Source organism: Pengzhenrongella frigida (assembly GCF_004168625.1).
In the GTDB taxonomy this organism is placed as follows: Bacteria; Actinomycetota; Actinomycetes; order Actinomycetales; family Cellulomonadaceae; genus Pengzhenrongella; species Pengzhenrongella frigida.
This window is the reverse complement of record NZ_SDWW01000001.1, coordinates 83921-99379: the sequence shown is the minus strand read 5'-3', so window position 1 is coordinate 99379 and position 15459 is coordinate 83921. Positions and strand designations below refer to the sequence as shown.

Genomic DNA, 15459 nt, shown 5'->3' with positions numbered 1-15459 from the left:
CAGCGGCCAGAAGAGCCAGCCCGCCGCTGCGACGCTCACGACCGCGAGCACCGCGATGCCCCTGGGGGACCTGGATTTCCGCACGACGAGGTACCTCCGGCTGGGTGCAGGGCGCGGAGACGTCCGGCCCTGTCAGCAACCCATCCCGGCCGGCAGGGCAATAGTCACCGCCCGTGCCTGTGATCTGACTCACAGACGCGGGCGCTCCGTCGCGTCAGTCGAGGTAGTCGCGCAGGACCTGCGACCGGCTCGGGTGGCGCAGCTTCGACATCGTCTTCGACTCGATCTGGCGGATGCGCTCGCGGGTGACCCCGTAGACCTTGCCGATCTCGTCGAGGGTCTTGGGCTGGCCGTCGGTGAGTCCGAACCGCATCGTCACCACACCCGCCTCGCGCTCGGAGAGCGTGTCGAGCACCTGGCCCAGCTGGTCGCGCAGCAGCGCGAAGCTCACCGCGTCGATCGCGACAACCGCCTCGGAGTCCTCGATGAGGTCACCGAACTGGCTGTCGCCGTCCTCCCCGAGCGGGGTCTGCAGCGAGATCGGCTCACGGCCGTACTTCTGGACCTCGATGACCTTCTCGGGGGTCATGTCGAGCTCGGCGGCGAGCTCCTCGGGCAGGGGGTCGCGGCCGAGGGACTGGAACAGCTGCCGCTGGACGCGGGCCAGCTTGTTGATGATCTCGACCATGTGCACCGGGATGCGGATGGTGCGTGCCTGGTCGGCCATGCCGCGCGTGATGGCCTGCCGGATCCACCACGTGGCGTAGGTGGAGAACTTGAAACCCTTGGTGTAGTCGAACTTCTCCACCGCGCGGATCAGGCCGCCGTTCCCCTCCTGGATGAGGTCGAGGAACAGCATTCCCCGCCCGGTGTACTTCTTGGCGATGGAGACCACCAGGCGAAGGTTCGCCTCGACGAGGTGCTTCTTTGCCCTGCTGCCATCGGCCGAGATGACCTGCAGCTCGCGCCTCGTCGCGTCCTTGAAGCTCGCCTCGCTCGCGAGCAGGTGCTCGGCCAGGAGCCCCGCCTCGATCCGCTGGGCGATCTCCACCTCTTCCACGGCGTTGAGCAGCCGGACCCGGCCGATCACCTTGAGGTAGTCCTTGACGGGATCGCCCGTCGCCCCGGCTGACGAGATCACGGGGGCGGGGGCGTCGTCCTCGCTCGACGAGAGGATGTAGCCGTCGTCGCTCGTCGAGACCGCATCCGTAGCGGTGAGTGTCGTTGACATAGGTGATCGCCCTCTCATCCAGGTACCGAGCGACGTCGATCGGTCATTCGCCGCACACGCCTGCCACCGGGAGGCCATGGGGCCTCGGTGAACCTGAAGATGCCGATCTGGAGAGTCGGACGCAGACCCCGGTCTGGTAGACCGGGCCGCAATGCGACCTCAATTGTAGCGAGGTCCGGGCCGGGCTCCGGGGCAGGTGCGGCACATGAGCCGCGTCACACTCGCCGACTGCTCGCCAACGCCTCGATCGGCCGGTCGCTCGGAGCGGCCGGGAGAGCCCCGTCGCGCTGGCGGACGGCGGGGGACAGGCCGAAGCGGGCACGACCCGCGACGTCGACGATCACGATGGCCACGACGAACAGCACGAGGGCGGCCACCGCGTCGAGAAGGAAGTGGTTCCCGGTCGCGACGACCACCAGGAGGGTGGTGGCGGGGTAGGCCGCACCGAGCCCCCGCAGCAGCGGCGTGCGGGCGAGCTGCGCCAGCGTGATCCCGGACCACAGGGCCCAGCCGACATGCATCGACGGCATCGCGGCGTACTGGTTCGAGGCGGTGGAGATCGGGGCCGACGGCGCCACGCCCCAGGTGCTGAAGGAGCGCACGGTGTCCACGAAGTCGCCGCCCGTCATGAGACGTGGCGGCGCCAGCGGGAAGAGCCAGTACCCGACGAGAGCGAGCAGGGTCATGGTCAGCAAGACGCTCCGGGCGCGGCGGTACTCCGGCGAGCGCACGGCATACAGCCAGGCCAGCACCGACATCGTGACCGCGAGGTGCAGCGTCGCGTAGTAGTAGTTGGCCGGGATCGCCAGGGCCGGCAGCGACGCGACGAACGCGTTGATCCCGTGCTCGACGTCCAGGCCGAAGAGGTGCTCGAGGTGGACGATCGACCGGGCGTTGTCCTGGGCGCGGGCGACCTGCTCGGGTGCCCCGTTGCGGATCAGGGAGTACGCCAGGTAGATCACGCCGACGAAGGACAGCTCACGCCACCATCGGGGTCGGGACGTCGCAACCGCCGTCGTCGACCCCGAAGAATCGACGGACAGTGACAAAGCCATGCGGTTCTCCTTCTGCGGGGGCGGTGCGCGGTGCGGTGCGGTGGGCTCAGCTCGTGGACATCGCCCTTTCCGGCGGTGAATCAGCCGGTGATTCAACTCGTGAACTTACGCGCCGCAGGTCCCGTTGTTTGGCCGAATGCGCAAAGGTTCGATCAAGGAGCACCCCGGCCACGATCGCGATCGTGATGGCGAGTCCGACGCTGAGCAGCGGATTGTCCTGGGACCAGGTACCCGCGAGCGCGCCGACGCCGACCATGTACGCCGACCAGGTCGTGCCGGCGAGGATCGAGAGCGGGACGAACCGCCGGCGCGGGAAGCCGGTCGCCCCGGCCGACATGGTGACCGCCACGCGACCGATCGGGATGTACCGGGACGTCAGCATCAGCACGACGGGGCGACGGAGAAGGCTCGTGCGCGCCGACTCGATCGCGCGCTGCACGCGCCGGCCGGCCATCCATCGCCACCGTTCGACGCCGATCCGGCGGCCGATCTCGTAGGAGATGTTGTCCCCCGCGATCGCGCCGAGGGCCGCCACGAGCGCCAGGGCCCAGGTGTGCGGGACCCCCGTCGAGATCGACAGGGCGGTCAGCGCCACCACGACCACATCGCTCGGCAGCGGCGGGAAGAACGCGTCGATCAGGACCCAGGCGAACACGGCGAGGTAGACCCAGGGCCCCGACACGCTCGCGAGCACGAGCTCGTTCACACCATCCACCGCACGGGCCTTTCGTCGACGACGCACCCAGGGGCGACGGCCTGGCCAGGACGGCCGAGGGCAACGGCTCCCAGCCTCGGGCAGGAGGGGCGCCGTCGTCGTCCACCCGAGGGGGCGGTGCCACTACCGCAGGTGCGGTAGTGGCATGACCGCGAGCGGCCGACGACGCGGGCAGGTCCGCACGGCGATGCTCGTTGGGCGACGGGACCCAGATGTGCAGCGGGTACTACTGTCGCTGCGCGGGTCCGTCAGGGCGCCCCGTACGCTGTCGGCCGGCCGGCGGACGACGCCGAAACACCTCGGGAGCGGTGACGATGGATCCACGCACGGGAACGCTGCCCGCCGGAGGGCGGACCGCAGCCACCGGGTCGGCGCGGGCCGGGCGTCCCAGCCGGGGCGACGTGGCGGTCACGGTCGGGACCTTGATCTTGATGCTCGTCGCCGTGACGGAGCGTCAGGGCCATCAGGAGTTCCCCGGGGCACCCCTGCTCATCTTCTCGGTGCTCGCGTGGCTGCCGCTGGTCGTGCGGACCCGATGGCCGCTGGGTGTCCTGGTGGCCACGGTCGTGGTCGAGTCGCTCCACCTCGCGCTGGTGCCGTTCGTGGCCCCGGACCTGGAGACGCCGATCGCGCTGGCGGCCTACCAACCGGTGCCGGTGGCCACGATGGTCGCGGCCTTCACGTTGGCGACCCGGACGTCGCGTCGCACGGCCTGGATCGCCGGGGGCCTGGCCGCGGTGGTGCTGCTGGGCGTCAGCCTGGTGGCGCGTCCGATCACGCTGCTGGCGACCGACATCGTCATGCTGCTCAACCTCGTGGTGCTCGCCACCGCGATCGGCACCATGGTCGCCGGCCGCCGCAAGCGCCTCGCGCGCGAGGCGCGCGAGCGGGTGGAGCACACCCGCCGGGAGGTCGAGGGTGAGCGGCTGCGGATCGCCCGCGAGCTGCACGACGTCCTGGCTCACAGCCTCACCCTGGTCAACGCCCAGGCGGCCGTGGCCGACTACCTCGTGCGCACCGACCCGCAGGCGGCCGCCGACGCGCTGCGGGGTCTCACGCAGCACACCCGGCGGGCCCTGGACGAGCTGCGGGCGACGGTCGGGCTGCTGCGTCAGGACGGCGACGCCGCCGACGGCGACCCCGACGCGGCCGGGGGGTTGCGGCCGACGCCGGGCCTCGAACGTCTCGACGAGCTCCTGAGCGGGTTCCGGGCGGCGGGCAGCGACGTCCGGCTCGCGGTCACCGGCGAGGCGCTCGACCTGCCGCCGCGCGGTGACCTGGCCGCGTACCGCATCATCCAGGAGGCGCTGACGAACGCGACCAAGCACGCCCCGGGTGCCCCGGCTGCGGTCACCCTGGACTGGGGCGCCGGTGAGCTGCAGCTGAGCGTGGCCAACGACCGCGCCACCGGGGTCCCGACCGGGCACCGGGGGCCGGGCACCGGGCACGGCCTGATCGGCATGCGGGAACGCGCGCTCGCCGCCGGCGGGAGCGTCCGCGCCCAACCCCGGGCCGACGGCGGCTTCCTCGTCAGCGCCACCATCCCCGCCGAGGCCGAGCCGGTCCCCGACGTCCCGAGCATCGAGAGAGCCGCACCATGACGATCCGCGTCCTGCTCGCCGACGACCAGGCCCTGCTCCGGGCCACCTTCCGGCTCCTGCTCGACTCGGCACCGGACATCGAGGTCGTCGCCGAGGCCGCCACGGGCGCCGAAGCCGTGGCGCGCGCCCGCACCAGCCGCGCCGACATCGTCCTGATGGACATCCGCATGCCGGACCTGGACGGCATCGAGGCCACCCGCCGGATCACCGCCGACGACGCGCTGGCCGGCGTCAAGGTCCTGGTCCTGACGACCTTCGAGACCGACGAGCTCGTCGTGGCGGCCCTGCGCGCCGGAGCGAGCGGCTTCCTCGGCAAGGGGGTCGCCCCCGGCGCACTCCTGGATGCCATCCGCACGGTCGCCGCCGGGGACCAGCTGCTGTCTCCGATCGCGACGCGGGCGCTCATCGAACGCGTCCTGAACCGCCCCGATCCCGCCTCCGGGCAGCAGGTCCCCGGGATGGCGGACCTCACCGATCGCGAGCGCGAGGTCACCCAGCTCGTCGGTGGCGGCCTGTCGAACATCGAGATCGGCGAGCGGCTGTACATCAGCCCGTCGACCGCCAAGACGCACGTCAACCGCGCGATGATGAAGACCGGTGCCCGCGACCGCGCGCAGCTGGTGGTGCTCGCCTACGAGACGGGCCTGGTCTCACCCGGCGGGCAGTGACCTCGGTCGACCTGGGACCCACCGGTGCTCCCGAGGCTCGCAGACGTGCGAGGTCATTCTGTGCCTCGTGCGCCCAGGGGGTGGCCGAGCTGACCGCGGGTGCCGGTGAGCGCGGCCGGCGCGAACCGGCGCGCGACCCCGGCCACCGACGCGAGCAGCACGAGCGGCAGCAGGAACGCGATCGCCAGGCCCGGACCGTTCGAGACGAGTCCGACCACGACCGCCCCCAGGACGGCCCCGGCGTAGTTGAACAGGTTCACCCGGGCCACGACCTCGTCGACCCGGTCGTCGAGCTCGCCGGCGGCGGAGAAGGCGAGCGGGACGAGCGCCCCCACCCCGACGCCGACCAGCGCGAAGCCGACGATGGCGGCCAGCGGGAGGGGGAGGACGGCGACCGGGAGGAAGCCGAGCGCACCGACGACGGCGGCGACCGCCGCGACGCGGGCCCGGCCCGAGCGGTGGGCCCAGCGGTCCGCGACGAGCCGGGTGACCAGGATGGCCGCCTGGTAGGCCGCGTAGCCGAGGGGAACCACGGCCGCCGAGGCGTGCAGGGTGTCGTCCAGGTAGATCGAGCTCCACGTGCTCACCGCCGAGTCGGCGACGAAGGCGACGAGCACGACGCCGCCGAACAGCCAGATCCCCCGGCGCGGCAGCGGGGCGCGGGCCGCCACGGCCCCGACGGCGGAGCCGGGCACCGCCACGGCCCGGACGGCAGAGCCGGGCACCGGGGCGGCCGGGCCGGGCGCGACGAGCCGGCTCCGCCCGAGCAGCGCGGTCGCGGCGAGCACGGCGCCGGCGGCCAGGAGCGCCCAGGCGGTCGACCCGGGCCGGGCGGCGAGGACAGACATGGCGAGCGCCGCGACGATCGCCGCAGCGGTGTAGCACGCGAAGAACGAGGACATGACGGGCCGGGCGAGGATCCGCTGCGCGAGCACGCCCTGGATCCCGGCGGCGGCGTCCACCATGCCCAGGCCGAGGCCGTAGAGCGCGAACCCGCCGACGAACGCGACGGGCGCGCCGCTCGTCGCGATCAGCGCGACCGCGAGGGCCTGCGTGGCCAGGCCGAGGACGACCGCGGTCCGGCTGCCTCGCCGGGTGGCGAGCTGCTCGGCGGCGACCGAGCCCGCGGCGGCGGCCGCGCACACCAGGAGCACGATGAGCGAGACCGCGGTGTCGTCGATGCCCTGGCGGTCCTTGAGCGCGGGCACAGTGGGCCCGCGGGGCCGCGGTCATCGCGATCCAGACCTACGTCCTCGGCACGGACTGAGCTCCCGCGGTCAGCCGGCGGCCAGGATCTCGTCGATCTGACCCATCGCCGCCGTCATGCCCTCGACCATGCCCATGGCGACCAGCTGTTCCATCTGCTCGAGGTCAGCGAACGTCGAGACGATGGTCATGCGTGTGCCGCCGGGGGCCTCCGTCAGAGCGACCCGTCCGACGATGACCGGCATCGACGGGTTGGGGGTGCCCTCCTCGTCGGCGAACCCGTCCTCGAACTCGAGGGTGTGCGGCTCGTCGATGACCAGGAACCGCCACCACCCGTGCGCCTTCTCCCCGTCGGGCCCGGTCATGTAGTAGCTGGACCCGCCGCCGACGACGAGGTCGTGCGTGACGAACGTCGCGGGCCAGGTGGGCGGGCCCCACCACCGCTCGAGCTGGCGCGGGTCGGCCCAGACCTGCCAGGCGCGCTTCGGCGGGGCGGCCAGGTCGGCCACGATCGTCATGGTCAGGGTCGCGGTGTCTGGCGTGGTGCTGATGACTGTCATGGCGTCTCTCCTTCTGCTGGTGCGGCGAGGATCTCGTCGATCCGACCGATCCGGCCGCGCCAGATCTCCTCGTACTGGCCGAGCAGCCGGGCGGCCGCGCGGATGGTTGCGACGTCGCCGGACACGATCTGCTCCCGACCGTGCCGGGTCTTCGTCACCAGACGTGCCCGCTCGAGCACGGCGACGTGCTTCTGCACGGCGGCAAAGCTCATCGCGTAGTGCCGCGCGAGAGCGGTCACGGATGACTCGTCGCGCAGGACCCGGGTGACGATGTCCCGACGGGTGGCGTCGGCGAGGGCGGCGAAGATCTGGTCCGCAGCCGACCGCTCCATCTGTTGTGCAACCATGTGGTTGTACATTACGGACCGGGCGGGATCGGCGCAAGGCCTGCGCCTGGTCGTTCTGATCCTTCACGCCGACCCCCGATCGGTCGATCTACCTGGCATGGCGGCGCAGATTTCGCCGCACGCGCGCCGGAGGGGGAGTCGGACCATGGGGAGCAACCGCTCGGACGCCGAGCAGCAGGTCGCTGAGCTGTTGCGCACGGCCAAGGAGGCTCTGGGCCTCTCCGTCGCCTTCCTGACCAGGATGGACGGGACCACCCAGCACCTCGAGGTCGTCGACTCGAGCATCCCGTTCGTGTTCCGCGAGGGCGTCAAGCTGCCGCAGGCCACGACGTTCTGCCAGGCGATCCTGGACGGGCGGCTGCCCGCCGTGATCGGCGACGTCCGGGCGTACCCGGCGGCGATGGCGCTGCCGGCGGCCCGGTTCCCCCGGCTGCGCAGCTACGTCTCCGTGCCGGTCCGGCTCACCGACGGCTCGCTGTACGGCACGTTCTGCGCCACCGGGCTGACCACGGACAAGGGCCTGACGACGCGCGACAAGGCCCTCATGGAGGTGCTGGCCTCGGCCGCGGCCGTGATCATCGAGCCGGGCGTCGTGGCCGCCGCGCGGCGGGCCGAGATCGAGGCGCGGCTCGGCCCCGTGATCCTGGCGGGCGGCCCCACCGTCGTGCTCCAGCCGATCGTCGACCTCGCCACCGGGGGCCGGGTCGGCACCGAGGCCCTCAGTCGCTTCCCCGCCGACTGGGGCAAGGCACCCGACGTCGTCTTCGCCGAGGCGCACTCCGTCGGGCTCGGTGACCAGCTCGAGCTGCTCGCCCTCGAACGGGCCGCCGACCACCTGGCCCGGGTGACGGGTTATGTGGCGATGAACGTCTCGCCGAAGACGTTGCTGACGCCGGCCTGTGCGGAGCTGCTGGCCCGGCTGCCGGCGGGCCGGGTGCTGCTCGAGCTCTCGGAGCACGACCGGGTCGAGGACTACGACGCACTGCGCGCGGCCCTGGCCGGCCCGCGCGCGGCCGGGATGCGGTTGGCGATCGACGACGTCGGGGCGGGCTTCTCGTCCCTGCGGCACATCGTGCTGTGCGCGCCCGACGTGCTCAAGCTCGATCGCAGCATCATCGACGGCATCAGCACCGACCCCGTCCTGTCGACCCTCGTCGCCGCGCTCGTGGAGTTCGCCCACGGCAACGGCAGCCGCGTGGTCGCCGAGGGGATCGAGACCGCGGCCGACGGCGCGGCGCTGACCGCCCTGCGGGTGGACTACGCGCAGGGGTGGTTCTTCGGCCGCCCCGGGCCGCCCGAGGCGCTCACCGTCATCGATGATGCCCTCATCGACGATTCCGTCATCGACAGCGGCCCCGGGGCCGTGCTGGTCTGACGTGCCGGTCTGATCGCTCTCACTCCGGCGCAGACCGCGACGGCCCGCACGCACTCGCGACGGCAAACCCCTCGTGAACGGTGCTCGCATGGAGTCAGATAGAGGCATGCCCACAGCCCCCGCCCAGCCGACCGTCACGGTGGGCATCGGTCCGGTCAGCGTGCCCGACGTCGTCGCGGTCGCCCGGTTCGGCGCCCTCGTCGCCCTCGACCCCGCGGCCCAGGCGGCCGTGTCGGCATCGCGACAGGTGATCGACGTCCTCGCGACGGACGTCGTGCCGCACTACGGGATCTCGACCGGGTTCGGCGCGCTGGCCACGAAGTTCATCGCCCCGGACCGCCGGGCCCAGCTCCAGCAGAGCCTGGTGCGGTCGCACGCGGCCGGGTCGGGGCCCGAGGTGGAGCGCGAGACCATCCGGTCGCTCATGCTGCTGCGGCTCTCGACCCTCGCCACGGGCCGCACCGGCGTGCGGCTGGCCACCGCGCAGGCCTACGCCGGGATGCTGAACGCGGGGATCACGCCCGTGGTCCGCGAGTACGGCTCGCTCGGCTGCTCGGGCGACCTCGCCCCGCTCGCGCACTGCGCGCTCGCGCTGATCGGGGAGGGCACCGTGCGGGACGCGGCCGGAACCCTGCTGCCCGCCGGCGACGCGCTGCGCTCGGCCGGGCTCACCCCGGTCGTGCTGGCGGAGAAGGAGGGCCTCGCCCTGATCAACGGCACCGACGGCATGCTCGGCCAGCTGAGCCTCGCGCTGCACGACCTGCGCGCCCTGGTGACCTCGGCCGACATCGCCGCCGCGATGAGCGTCGAGGCGCTGCTCGGCACCGACGCGGCGTTCGCCGACGACCTCGCCGCGCTGCGCCCGCAGACCGGCCAGCGCGCCTCGGCCGCCAACCTGCGCCACCTGCTCGCGGGGTCCCCGATCGTCGAGAGCCACCGTGGCCCCGGGTGCACCCGGGTCCAGGACGCCTACTCGCTGCGCTGCGCGCCGCAGGTCCACGGCGCGGCGCGGGACACCATCGACCACGCCGCGATGGTCGCCGACCGCGAGCTGGCGGCCGCCGTCGACAACCCGGTGGTCACCCTCGACGGGCGGGTGGAGTCGAACGGCAACTTCCACGGCGCCCCGGTGGCGTACGTGCTCGACTTCCTCGCGATCGCGGTCGCTGACGTCGCGAGCATGTCCGAGCGGCGCACCGACCGGATGCTCGACCCGGCGCGGAACGGCGGCCTGCCGCCGTTCCTGGCGCACGACGTCGGGGTCGACTCGGGGCTGATGATCGCGCAGTACACCGCCGCGGGCATCGTGTCCGAGCTCAAACGGCTCGCGGTGCCGGCGTCGGTGGACTCGATCCCGTCGTCGGCGATGCAGGAGGACCACGTGTCCATGGGCTGGGCCGCCGCCCGCAAGCTCCGCACCGCGATCGACGGCCTGACCCGGGTGCTCGCGATCGAGATCATGACCGCGTCCCGGGCGCTCGACCTCCGCGCGCCGCTGCTCCCGGCGGCCGGCACGGGGGCGGTCCTCGCCCGGGTGCGGCGCGACGTCGCCGGGCCTGGCACCGACCGGTTCCTGTCGCCCGAGATCGAGCTGGTCACCGACGCCGTGCGCAGCGGCGACGTGCTCGCCGCCGCGACCGCGGGCGCGGGCGACCTGTTCTGATGCACCCGCACGGACCCGACCAGAGAGGCCACCTCCGATGGCAGCAGCCCATGAACCCCGCCCCGTCCGGGCCGCCCGCGGGACCGAGCTGACGGCGAAGAGCTGGCAGACCGAGGGGCCGCTGCGGATGCTGATGAACAACCTCGACCCGGAGGTGGCCGAGCACCCGGACGAGCTGGTCGTGTACGGCGGCACCGGGAAGGCGGCGCGCAGCTGGGCGGCGTACGACGCGATCGTCCGGACGCTCGAGACGCTGGAGTCCGACGAGACGCTGCTGGTGCAGTCGGGCAAGCCGGTGGGGGTGTTCCGCACGCACGAGTGGGCGCCGCGGGTGCTGATCGCGAACTCGAACCTGGTGGGGGACTGGGCCACCTGGCCCGAGTTCCGCCGGTTGGAGGCGCTGGGTCTGACGATGTACGGGCAGATGACGGCCGGGTCGTGGATCTACATCGGGACGCAGGGGATCCTGCAGGGCACGTACGAGACGTTCGCGGCCGTGGCCGCCAAGCGGTTCGGCGGGACCCTCGCCGGCACCCTGACCCTGACCGGTGGCGCGGGCGGCATGGGCGGGGCGCAGCCGCTCGCGGTGACGATGAACGACGGCGTCGTGCTGATCGTGGACGTGGACGAGACCCGGCTGCGCCGGCGCCTGGACCACGGCTACCTCGACGAGCTCGCGGACGACCTGGACGACGCCGTGGCGCGGGTGCTGGCGGCGAAGGTCGACCGCCGGCCGCTGTCGGTGGGGCTGGTCGGCAACGCCGCCACGGTGTTCGCGGACCTGCTCGCCCGCAAGGTGCCGATCGACGTCGTCACCGACCAGACCTCGGCGCACGACCCGCTCGCCTACCTGCCCGAGGGGGTGTCGGTCGCCGACTGGAAGGCGCTGGCCGCGGCCGACCCGGACGGCTTCACGGTGCGCTCCCGGGCGGCGATGGCCAAGCAGGTCGCCGCGATGGTCGGGTTCCAGGACGCCGGCGCGGAGGTGTTCGACTACGGCAACTCGATCCGGGCCGAGGCGCAGCTGGGCGGGTACGAGCGCGCGTTCGACTTCCCGGGGTTCGTGCCGGCCTACATCCGGCCGCTGTTCGCCGAGGGCAAGGGACCCTTCCGCTGGGTCGCCCTGTCCGGGGACCCGGCGGACATCGCGGCCACCGACACGGCGATCCTGGAGTTGTTTCCCGACGACGCGCCGCTGCGCCGGTGGATCACGAAGGCCGGCGAGAAGGTGCACTTCGAGGGGCTGCCGGCGCGGATCTGCTGGCTGGGCTACCAGGAGCGGCACCTGGCGGGGCTGAAGTTCAACGAGATGGTCGCCTCGGGCGAGCTGAGCGCGCCGATCGTCATCGGGCGCGACCACCTCGACGCCGGCTCGGTGGCCTCGCCCTACCGGGAGACCGAGGCGATGGCGGACGGGTCGGACGCGATCGCCGACTGGCCGCTGCTGAACGCGCTGCTGAACACCGCGTCCGGGGCGACCTGGGTCTCGATCCACCACGGCGGCGGCGTCGGGATCGGCCGCAGCATCCACGCCGGGCAGGTGATCGTGGCCGACGGCACCGACCTCGCGGCGCAGAAGATCGCCCGGGTGCTCGTGAACGACCCCGGCACCGGGGTCATGCGGCATGTCGACGCGGGGTACGAGCGCGCGGCCGACGTCGCCCGGGAGCGGGGGCTGCGCGTGCCGATGTGGGAGGGCGAGTGAGTGCTGGTCGCCCACGGCATGCTCGCGCGGACGCTGCTGTGACCTCGGCTACGGCGGTGATCTCGGATACGGCGGTGACCTCGGATACGGCGGTGACCTCGGCGACTGCTTCGACCTTCTGGTGCGCGACCCTCCTGCTCGACGGCGTCCCGGTGCCCCGGGTGCGCCTGGAGGTCGGGGCCGACGGGCGCCTGGCGCGCGTGACCCGCGACGTCGCCGCCGCACCCGGTGACCTCCGGCTGGGCGCGGTCGTGCCGGGGATGGCCGACGCCCACTCGCACGCGTTCCACCGCGCGCTGCGCGGCCGGACCCACGCGCACGACAGCGCCGACGACGGCGACTTCTGGCGGTGGCGCGCGGCGATGTACCGCGTCGCCGGCGCGCTGGACCCCGGGCGGTACCAGGCGCTGGCGCGGGCCGTCTTTGCCGAGATGCTCGTCAGCGGCTGGACCGCGGTCGGCGAGTTCCACTACGTGCACCACCGCGCCGACGGTTCGCCGTACCCGACCGAGCACGCGATGGAGCTCGCGCTGGTCGCGGCGGCGCGCGAGGTCGGCATCCGGCTCGTGCTCCTCGACACCTGCTACCTCACCGCCGGAATCGAGGCCGTCGGTGGCGGAGCGGGCGAACCGATCGGTCGCCCGCTGGCCCCCGAGCAGCGGGCGTTCGGCGACATCTCGGCCGGGGCGTGGCTGCGTCGGTGGCGGTCGCTGCGCGCTGCGCTCGGCGAGGACCCGGACCGCCGGATCACCCTCGGCGCCGCTGTCCACTCGGTGCGCGCGGTGCCCGCGGCCGCGATCCGGGAGATCCTGGCCGGCCTGCCGGCGGACGTGCCGCTGCACTTGCACGTCTCGGAGCAGCCGCAGGAGAACGCGGACTGCCTCGCCGCCTACGGCCTCACCCCGACGGGCCTGCTCGACCGGCTCGGGGTGCTCGACCCGCGGGTCTCGCTCGTGCACGCGACGCACCTCACCGACGACGACGTCGCGCTCATCGGCGCGGCGGGCGCGACGGTGGTGATGTGCCCCACCACCGAGGCCGACCTCGGCGACGGGATCGGCCGGGCGCGCGACCTGGCCCGGGCGGGTGCGCGGATCGCGCTCGGCTCGGACCAGAACGCCGTCGTCGACCCGTTCCGCGAGATGCGGGACCTGGAGATGGGCGAACGGCTCGCCTCGGGCCGGCGCGGCCGGTTCGCCCCCGCGCAGGTCCTCGAGGCGGCCACGGCCCACGGCTACGCGGCGCTCGGGCTGGGCTCGGGGCGCCTGGGAGTCGGCGACCTGTGCGACCTGGTCGAGGTCCGCACCGACACCGCCACGACCACCGGCTGCGCGCCCGACCAGCTGGCCCTGGTGGCCACCGCGGCCGACGTCGGCCGCGTCGTCGTGCACGGCGCGATCGTGGCCGATCGCGGACGCCTCGTGCGCCCCGACGACCCCACGACGTCGTCCGACCCTGCGACGATGCTCCACGACGCACTCGCCCTGCTCGACCCAGGAGCCCACCGATGACCTCCGAGCTGATCACCGGCATCGGCGAGCTCACGACCCAGGACGACGACCACGCGCGGCTCACCGACGCCGCCGTCGTGCTCGAGGCCGGTCGGATCGCCTGGATCGGCCCGGCGTCGCGCGCGCCGGCCGCGGACCGCCGCACGGACGTCGCCGGTCGCGCCGTGCTGCCCGGCTGGGTCGACACCCACACCCACGTCGTGTTCGCCGGTGACCGGTCGGCCGAGTTCGAGGCCCGGATGGCCGGGCAGCGCTACGCGGCCGGCGGGATCCACGCCACCGTGCGCGCGACCCGGGCGGCGACCGACGCCGAGCTCACGGCGACCGCCTCGACCTTGCGACGCGAGGCGCAGGCGCAGGGCACGACCTTCCTCGAGGCCAAGACGGGCTACGGCCTCGACCTCGAGACCGAGACGCGGTCCGCGCGGGTCGCGGCCGAGGTGGCCGACGTCGTGACGTTCCTCGGCGCGCACGTCGTGCCGCCGGACGCCGACCGGCGCGACTACCTCGACCTGGTCACCGGCCCGATGCTCACCGCGGTACGCCCGTACGTCGACTTCGTCGACGCGTTCTGCGAGCGCGGCGCGTTCGACGTCGACGAGTCGCGCGAGGTCCTCCTCGCCGGGCGGGCCGCCGGTCTCGGGCTGCGCCTGCACGGCAACCAGCTGGGGTTCGGCGGCGCGGTCGCGCTCGCGGTCGAGCTGGGCTGCGCGAGCGTCGACCACTGCAACTACCTCACCCCGGCCGACGTCGAGGCGCTCGCGTCGTCCTCGACGGTCGCCACGCTGCTGCCCGCGTGCGACCTGTCCACCCGCGAGCCGTTCGCCCCCGCCCGGGCCCTGCTCGACGCCGGCGCGAGCATCGCGCTCGCGACCAACTGCAACCCCGGCACCTCGTACACGACCTCGATGCCGTTCTGCGTCGCCACGGCCGTGCTGCAGATGGGGCTCACCGTCGCCGAGGCCGTGTGGGCCGCGACCCGCGGCGCGGCCCGGGCGGTGGGTCGCGAGCACGGGCCCGACGCCGTCGGCTCCCTGCGCGTGGGCGGGCGGGCCGACCTCCAGGTCCTGGCCGCGCCGTCGGTGGCGCACCTCGCCTACCGACCCGGGGTCGCCCTGACCGCCGCAGTATGGCGCCAAGGCATCCGCGTCAGCGGTTGACGACCGCGCGGACGCAGCCGCGCAGTCCCCACGAGGACGTGACCGCGAGGTAGTCCTTCCGTGCCGAGATCGTCCGTCTCGATGGACTCTCTCGGCACAGATAGACGATTTCGCCATGGTGGTCGGCTCGTCCGGCCGAGTCCTATGTGCCGTCTAGCGTTCTGACGGCCGCGAGGAGGATGGCCGCGACCGGTGCGCTGAAGTCGAGCGACTGTCCCGCCTCGTCGGCTTCGAGCGGCTCGAGGGTCGCGAGCTGGGACTCGACGAGGGACGCGGGCATGAAGTGGCCGGGCCGGTCGCCGACCCGCCGGGCGACCACGGACGGGTCGCCGGCGAGGTGCACGAAGACCGTCGACGGCGCCCCGGCGCGGAGCGCGTCGCGGTACCGGCGCCGGAGCGCGGAGCAGGCCACGACGGCTCCGGTCTCTTCGTGCGCGGCCAGCCAGGCGCCGATCGACAGGAGCCAGGGCGCCCGGTCGTCGTCGTCCAGGGGTCGGCCCGAGGCCATCTTGGCGACGTTGGCCGCGCTGTGGAAGGCGTCGGCATCGGCGAACTCGAGCCCGAGCCGGTCGGCCAGCGCCTCGCCGACCGTCGACTTGCCGCATCCCGAGACACCCATGACCACGATGGGCGGGTACGACGGGCGCGCGGACGAGGCCATC

The 15459-nt window shown here is 73.4% G+C and carries 13 protein-coding genes and 1 pseudogene; 7 read left to right on the top strand and 7 right to left on the bottom strand.

Annotated elements, in window-relative coordinates:
• Positions 1–214: 214 nt before the first annotated feature.
• From EUA98_RS00415 to EUA98_RS00405, 3 genes and pseudogenes are all read right to left on the bottom strand, one after another.
• Positions 215–1165 (bottom strand): annotated as a pseudogene (locus tag EUA98_RS00415) (RNA polymerase sigma factor); the annotation flags it as partial.
• 281 nt (positions 1166–1446) lie between these two features.
• A complete protein-coding gene (locus EUA98_RS00410) occupies positions 1447–2286 on the bottom strand; it encodes a phosphatase PAP2 family protein (protein ID WP_130100689.1) in 840 nt (279 codons plus the stop codon).
• A 46-nt stretch (positions 2287–2332) separates the two neighbouring features.
• Positions 2333–2992 carry a DedA family protein gene (locus tag EUA98_RS00405; protein ID WP_242511114.1) on the bottom strand — a complete coding sequence of 220 codons (660 nt, stop codon included), beginning with the start codon at positions 2990–2992 and terminating at the stop codon, positions 2333–2335.
• A gap of 323 nt (positions 2993–3315) precedes the next feature.
• Between EUA98_RS00405 and EUA98_RS00400 the strand changes: the two genes are divergently transcribed.
• Together EUA98_RS00400 and EUA98_RS00395 are read left to right on the top strand one after the other, a co-directional pair.
• Positions 3316–4602: a sensor histidine kinase gene (locus EUA98_RS00400; protein WP_165372662.1), complete on the top strand. Its 1287-nt coding sequence runs from the start codon at positions 3316–3318 to the stop codon at positions 4600–4602.
• A complete protein-coding gene (locus EUA98_RS00395; RefSeq protein ID WP_130100686.1) occupies positions 4599–5270 on the top strand; it encodes a response regulator transcription factor in 672 nt (223 codons plus the stop codon). Before EUA98_RS00400 ends, EUA98_RS00395 begins: the two co-directional genes overlap by 4 nt.
• Before the next feature lie 53 nt (positions 5271–5323).
• Here EUA98_RS00395 and EUA98_RS00390 read toward each other — a convergent pair whose 3' ends face one another.
• The 3 genes from EUA98_RS00390 to EUA98_RS00380 all read right to left on the bottom strand — a co-directional run bounded on the left by EUA98_RS00390 (position 5324) and on the right by EUA98_RS00380 (position 7383).
• The gene (locus EUA98_RS00390; RefSeq protein WP_130100685.1) at positions 5324–6478 is read right to left on the bottom strand and encodes an MFS transporter; all 1155 of its coding nucleotides are present in this window, start codon (positions 6476–6478) and stop codon (positions 5324–5326) included.
• 69 nt (positions 6479–6547) lie between these two features.
• Positions 6548–7036, bottom strand: a complete 489-nt coding sequence (locus EUA98_RS00385) for an SRPBCC family protein (protein WP_130100684.1) — start codon at positions 7034–7036, stop codon at positions 6548–6550.
• On the bottom strand, positions 7033–7383 hold the full coding sequence (locus tag EUA98_RS00380; protein WP_130100683.1) for an ArsR/SmtB family transcription factor: 351 nt from the start codon (positions 7381–7383) through the stop codon (positions 7033–7035). Before EUA98_RS00380 ends, EUA98_RS00385 begins: the two co-directional genes overlap by 4 nt.
• Positions 7384–7528: 145 nt before the next feature.
• On the opposite strand from EUA98_RS00380, the gene EUA98_RS00375 reads away from it, so the two are divergent.
• From EUA98_RS00375 to hutI, 5 genes are all read left to right on the top strand, one after another.
• Entirely contained in the window at positions 7529–8758 is a 1230-nt protein-coding gene (locus EUA98_RS00375; protein ID WP_130100682.1) for a sensor domain-containing phosphodiesterase, read from the top strand.
• Positions 8759–8864: 106 nt separating this feature from the next.
• Positions 8865–10421 carry a histidine ammonia-lyase gene (gene hutH / locus EUA98_RS00370; RefSeq protein WP_130100681.1) on the top strand — a complete coding sequence of 519 codons (1557 nt, stop codon included), beginning with the start codon at positions 8865–8867 and terminating at the stop codon, positions 10419–10421.
• A gap of 37 nt (positions 10422–10458) precedes the next feature.
• Positions 10459–12126: a urocanate hydratase gene (gene hutU / locus EUA98_RS00365; protein WP_130100680.1), complete on the top strand. Its 1668-nt coding sequence runs from the start codon at positions 10459–10461 to the stop codon at positions 12124–12126.
• A 74-nt stretch (positions 12127–12200) separates the two neighbouring features.
• Complete coding sequence (locus tag EUA98_RS00360; RefSeq protein ID WP_242511112.1) at positions 12201–13637, top strand: formimidoylglutamate deiminase; 1437 nt, start codon at positions 12201–12203, stop codon at positions 13635–13637.
• Positions 13634–14797 carry an imidazolonepropionase gene (gene hutI, locus EUA98_RS00355; RefSeq protein ID WP_130100679.1) on the top strand — a complete coding sequence of 388 codons (1164 nt, stop codon included), beginning with the start codon at positions 13634–13636 and terminating at the stop codon, positions 14795–14797. The genes EUA98_RS00360 and hutI overlap by 4 nt, the downstream gene beginning before the upstream one ends.
• A 142-nt stretch (positions 14798–14939) precedes the next feature.
• On the opposite strand, the gene EUA98_RS00350 is transcribed toward hutI, so the two are convergent.
• Positions 14940–15458 (bottom strand): gluconokinase, encoded by a 519-nt coding sequence (locus tag EUA98_RS00350; RefSeq protein ID WP_130100678.1) that lies wholly within the window; start codon positions 15456–15458, stop codon positions 14940–14942.
• Position 15459: the final 1 nt, after the last annotated feature.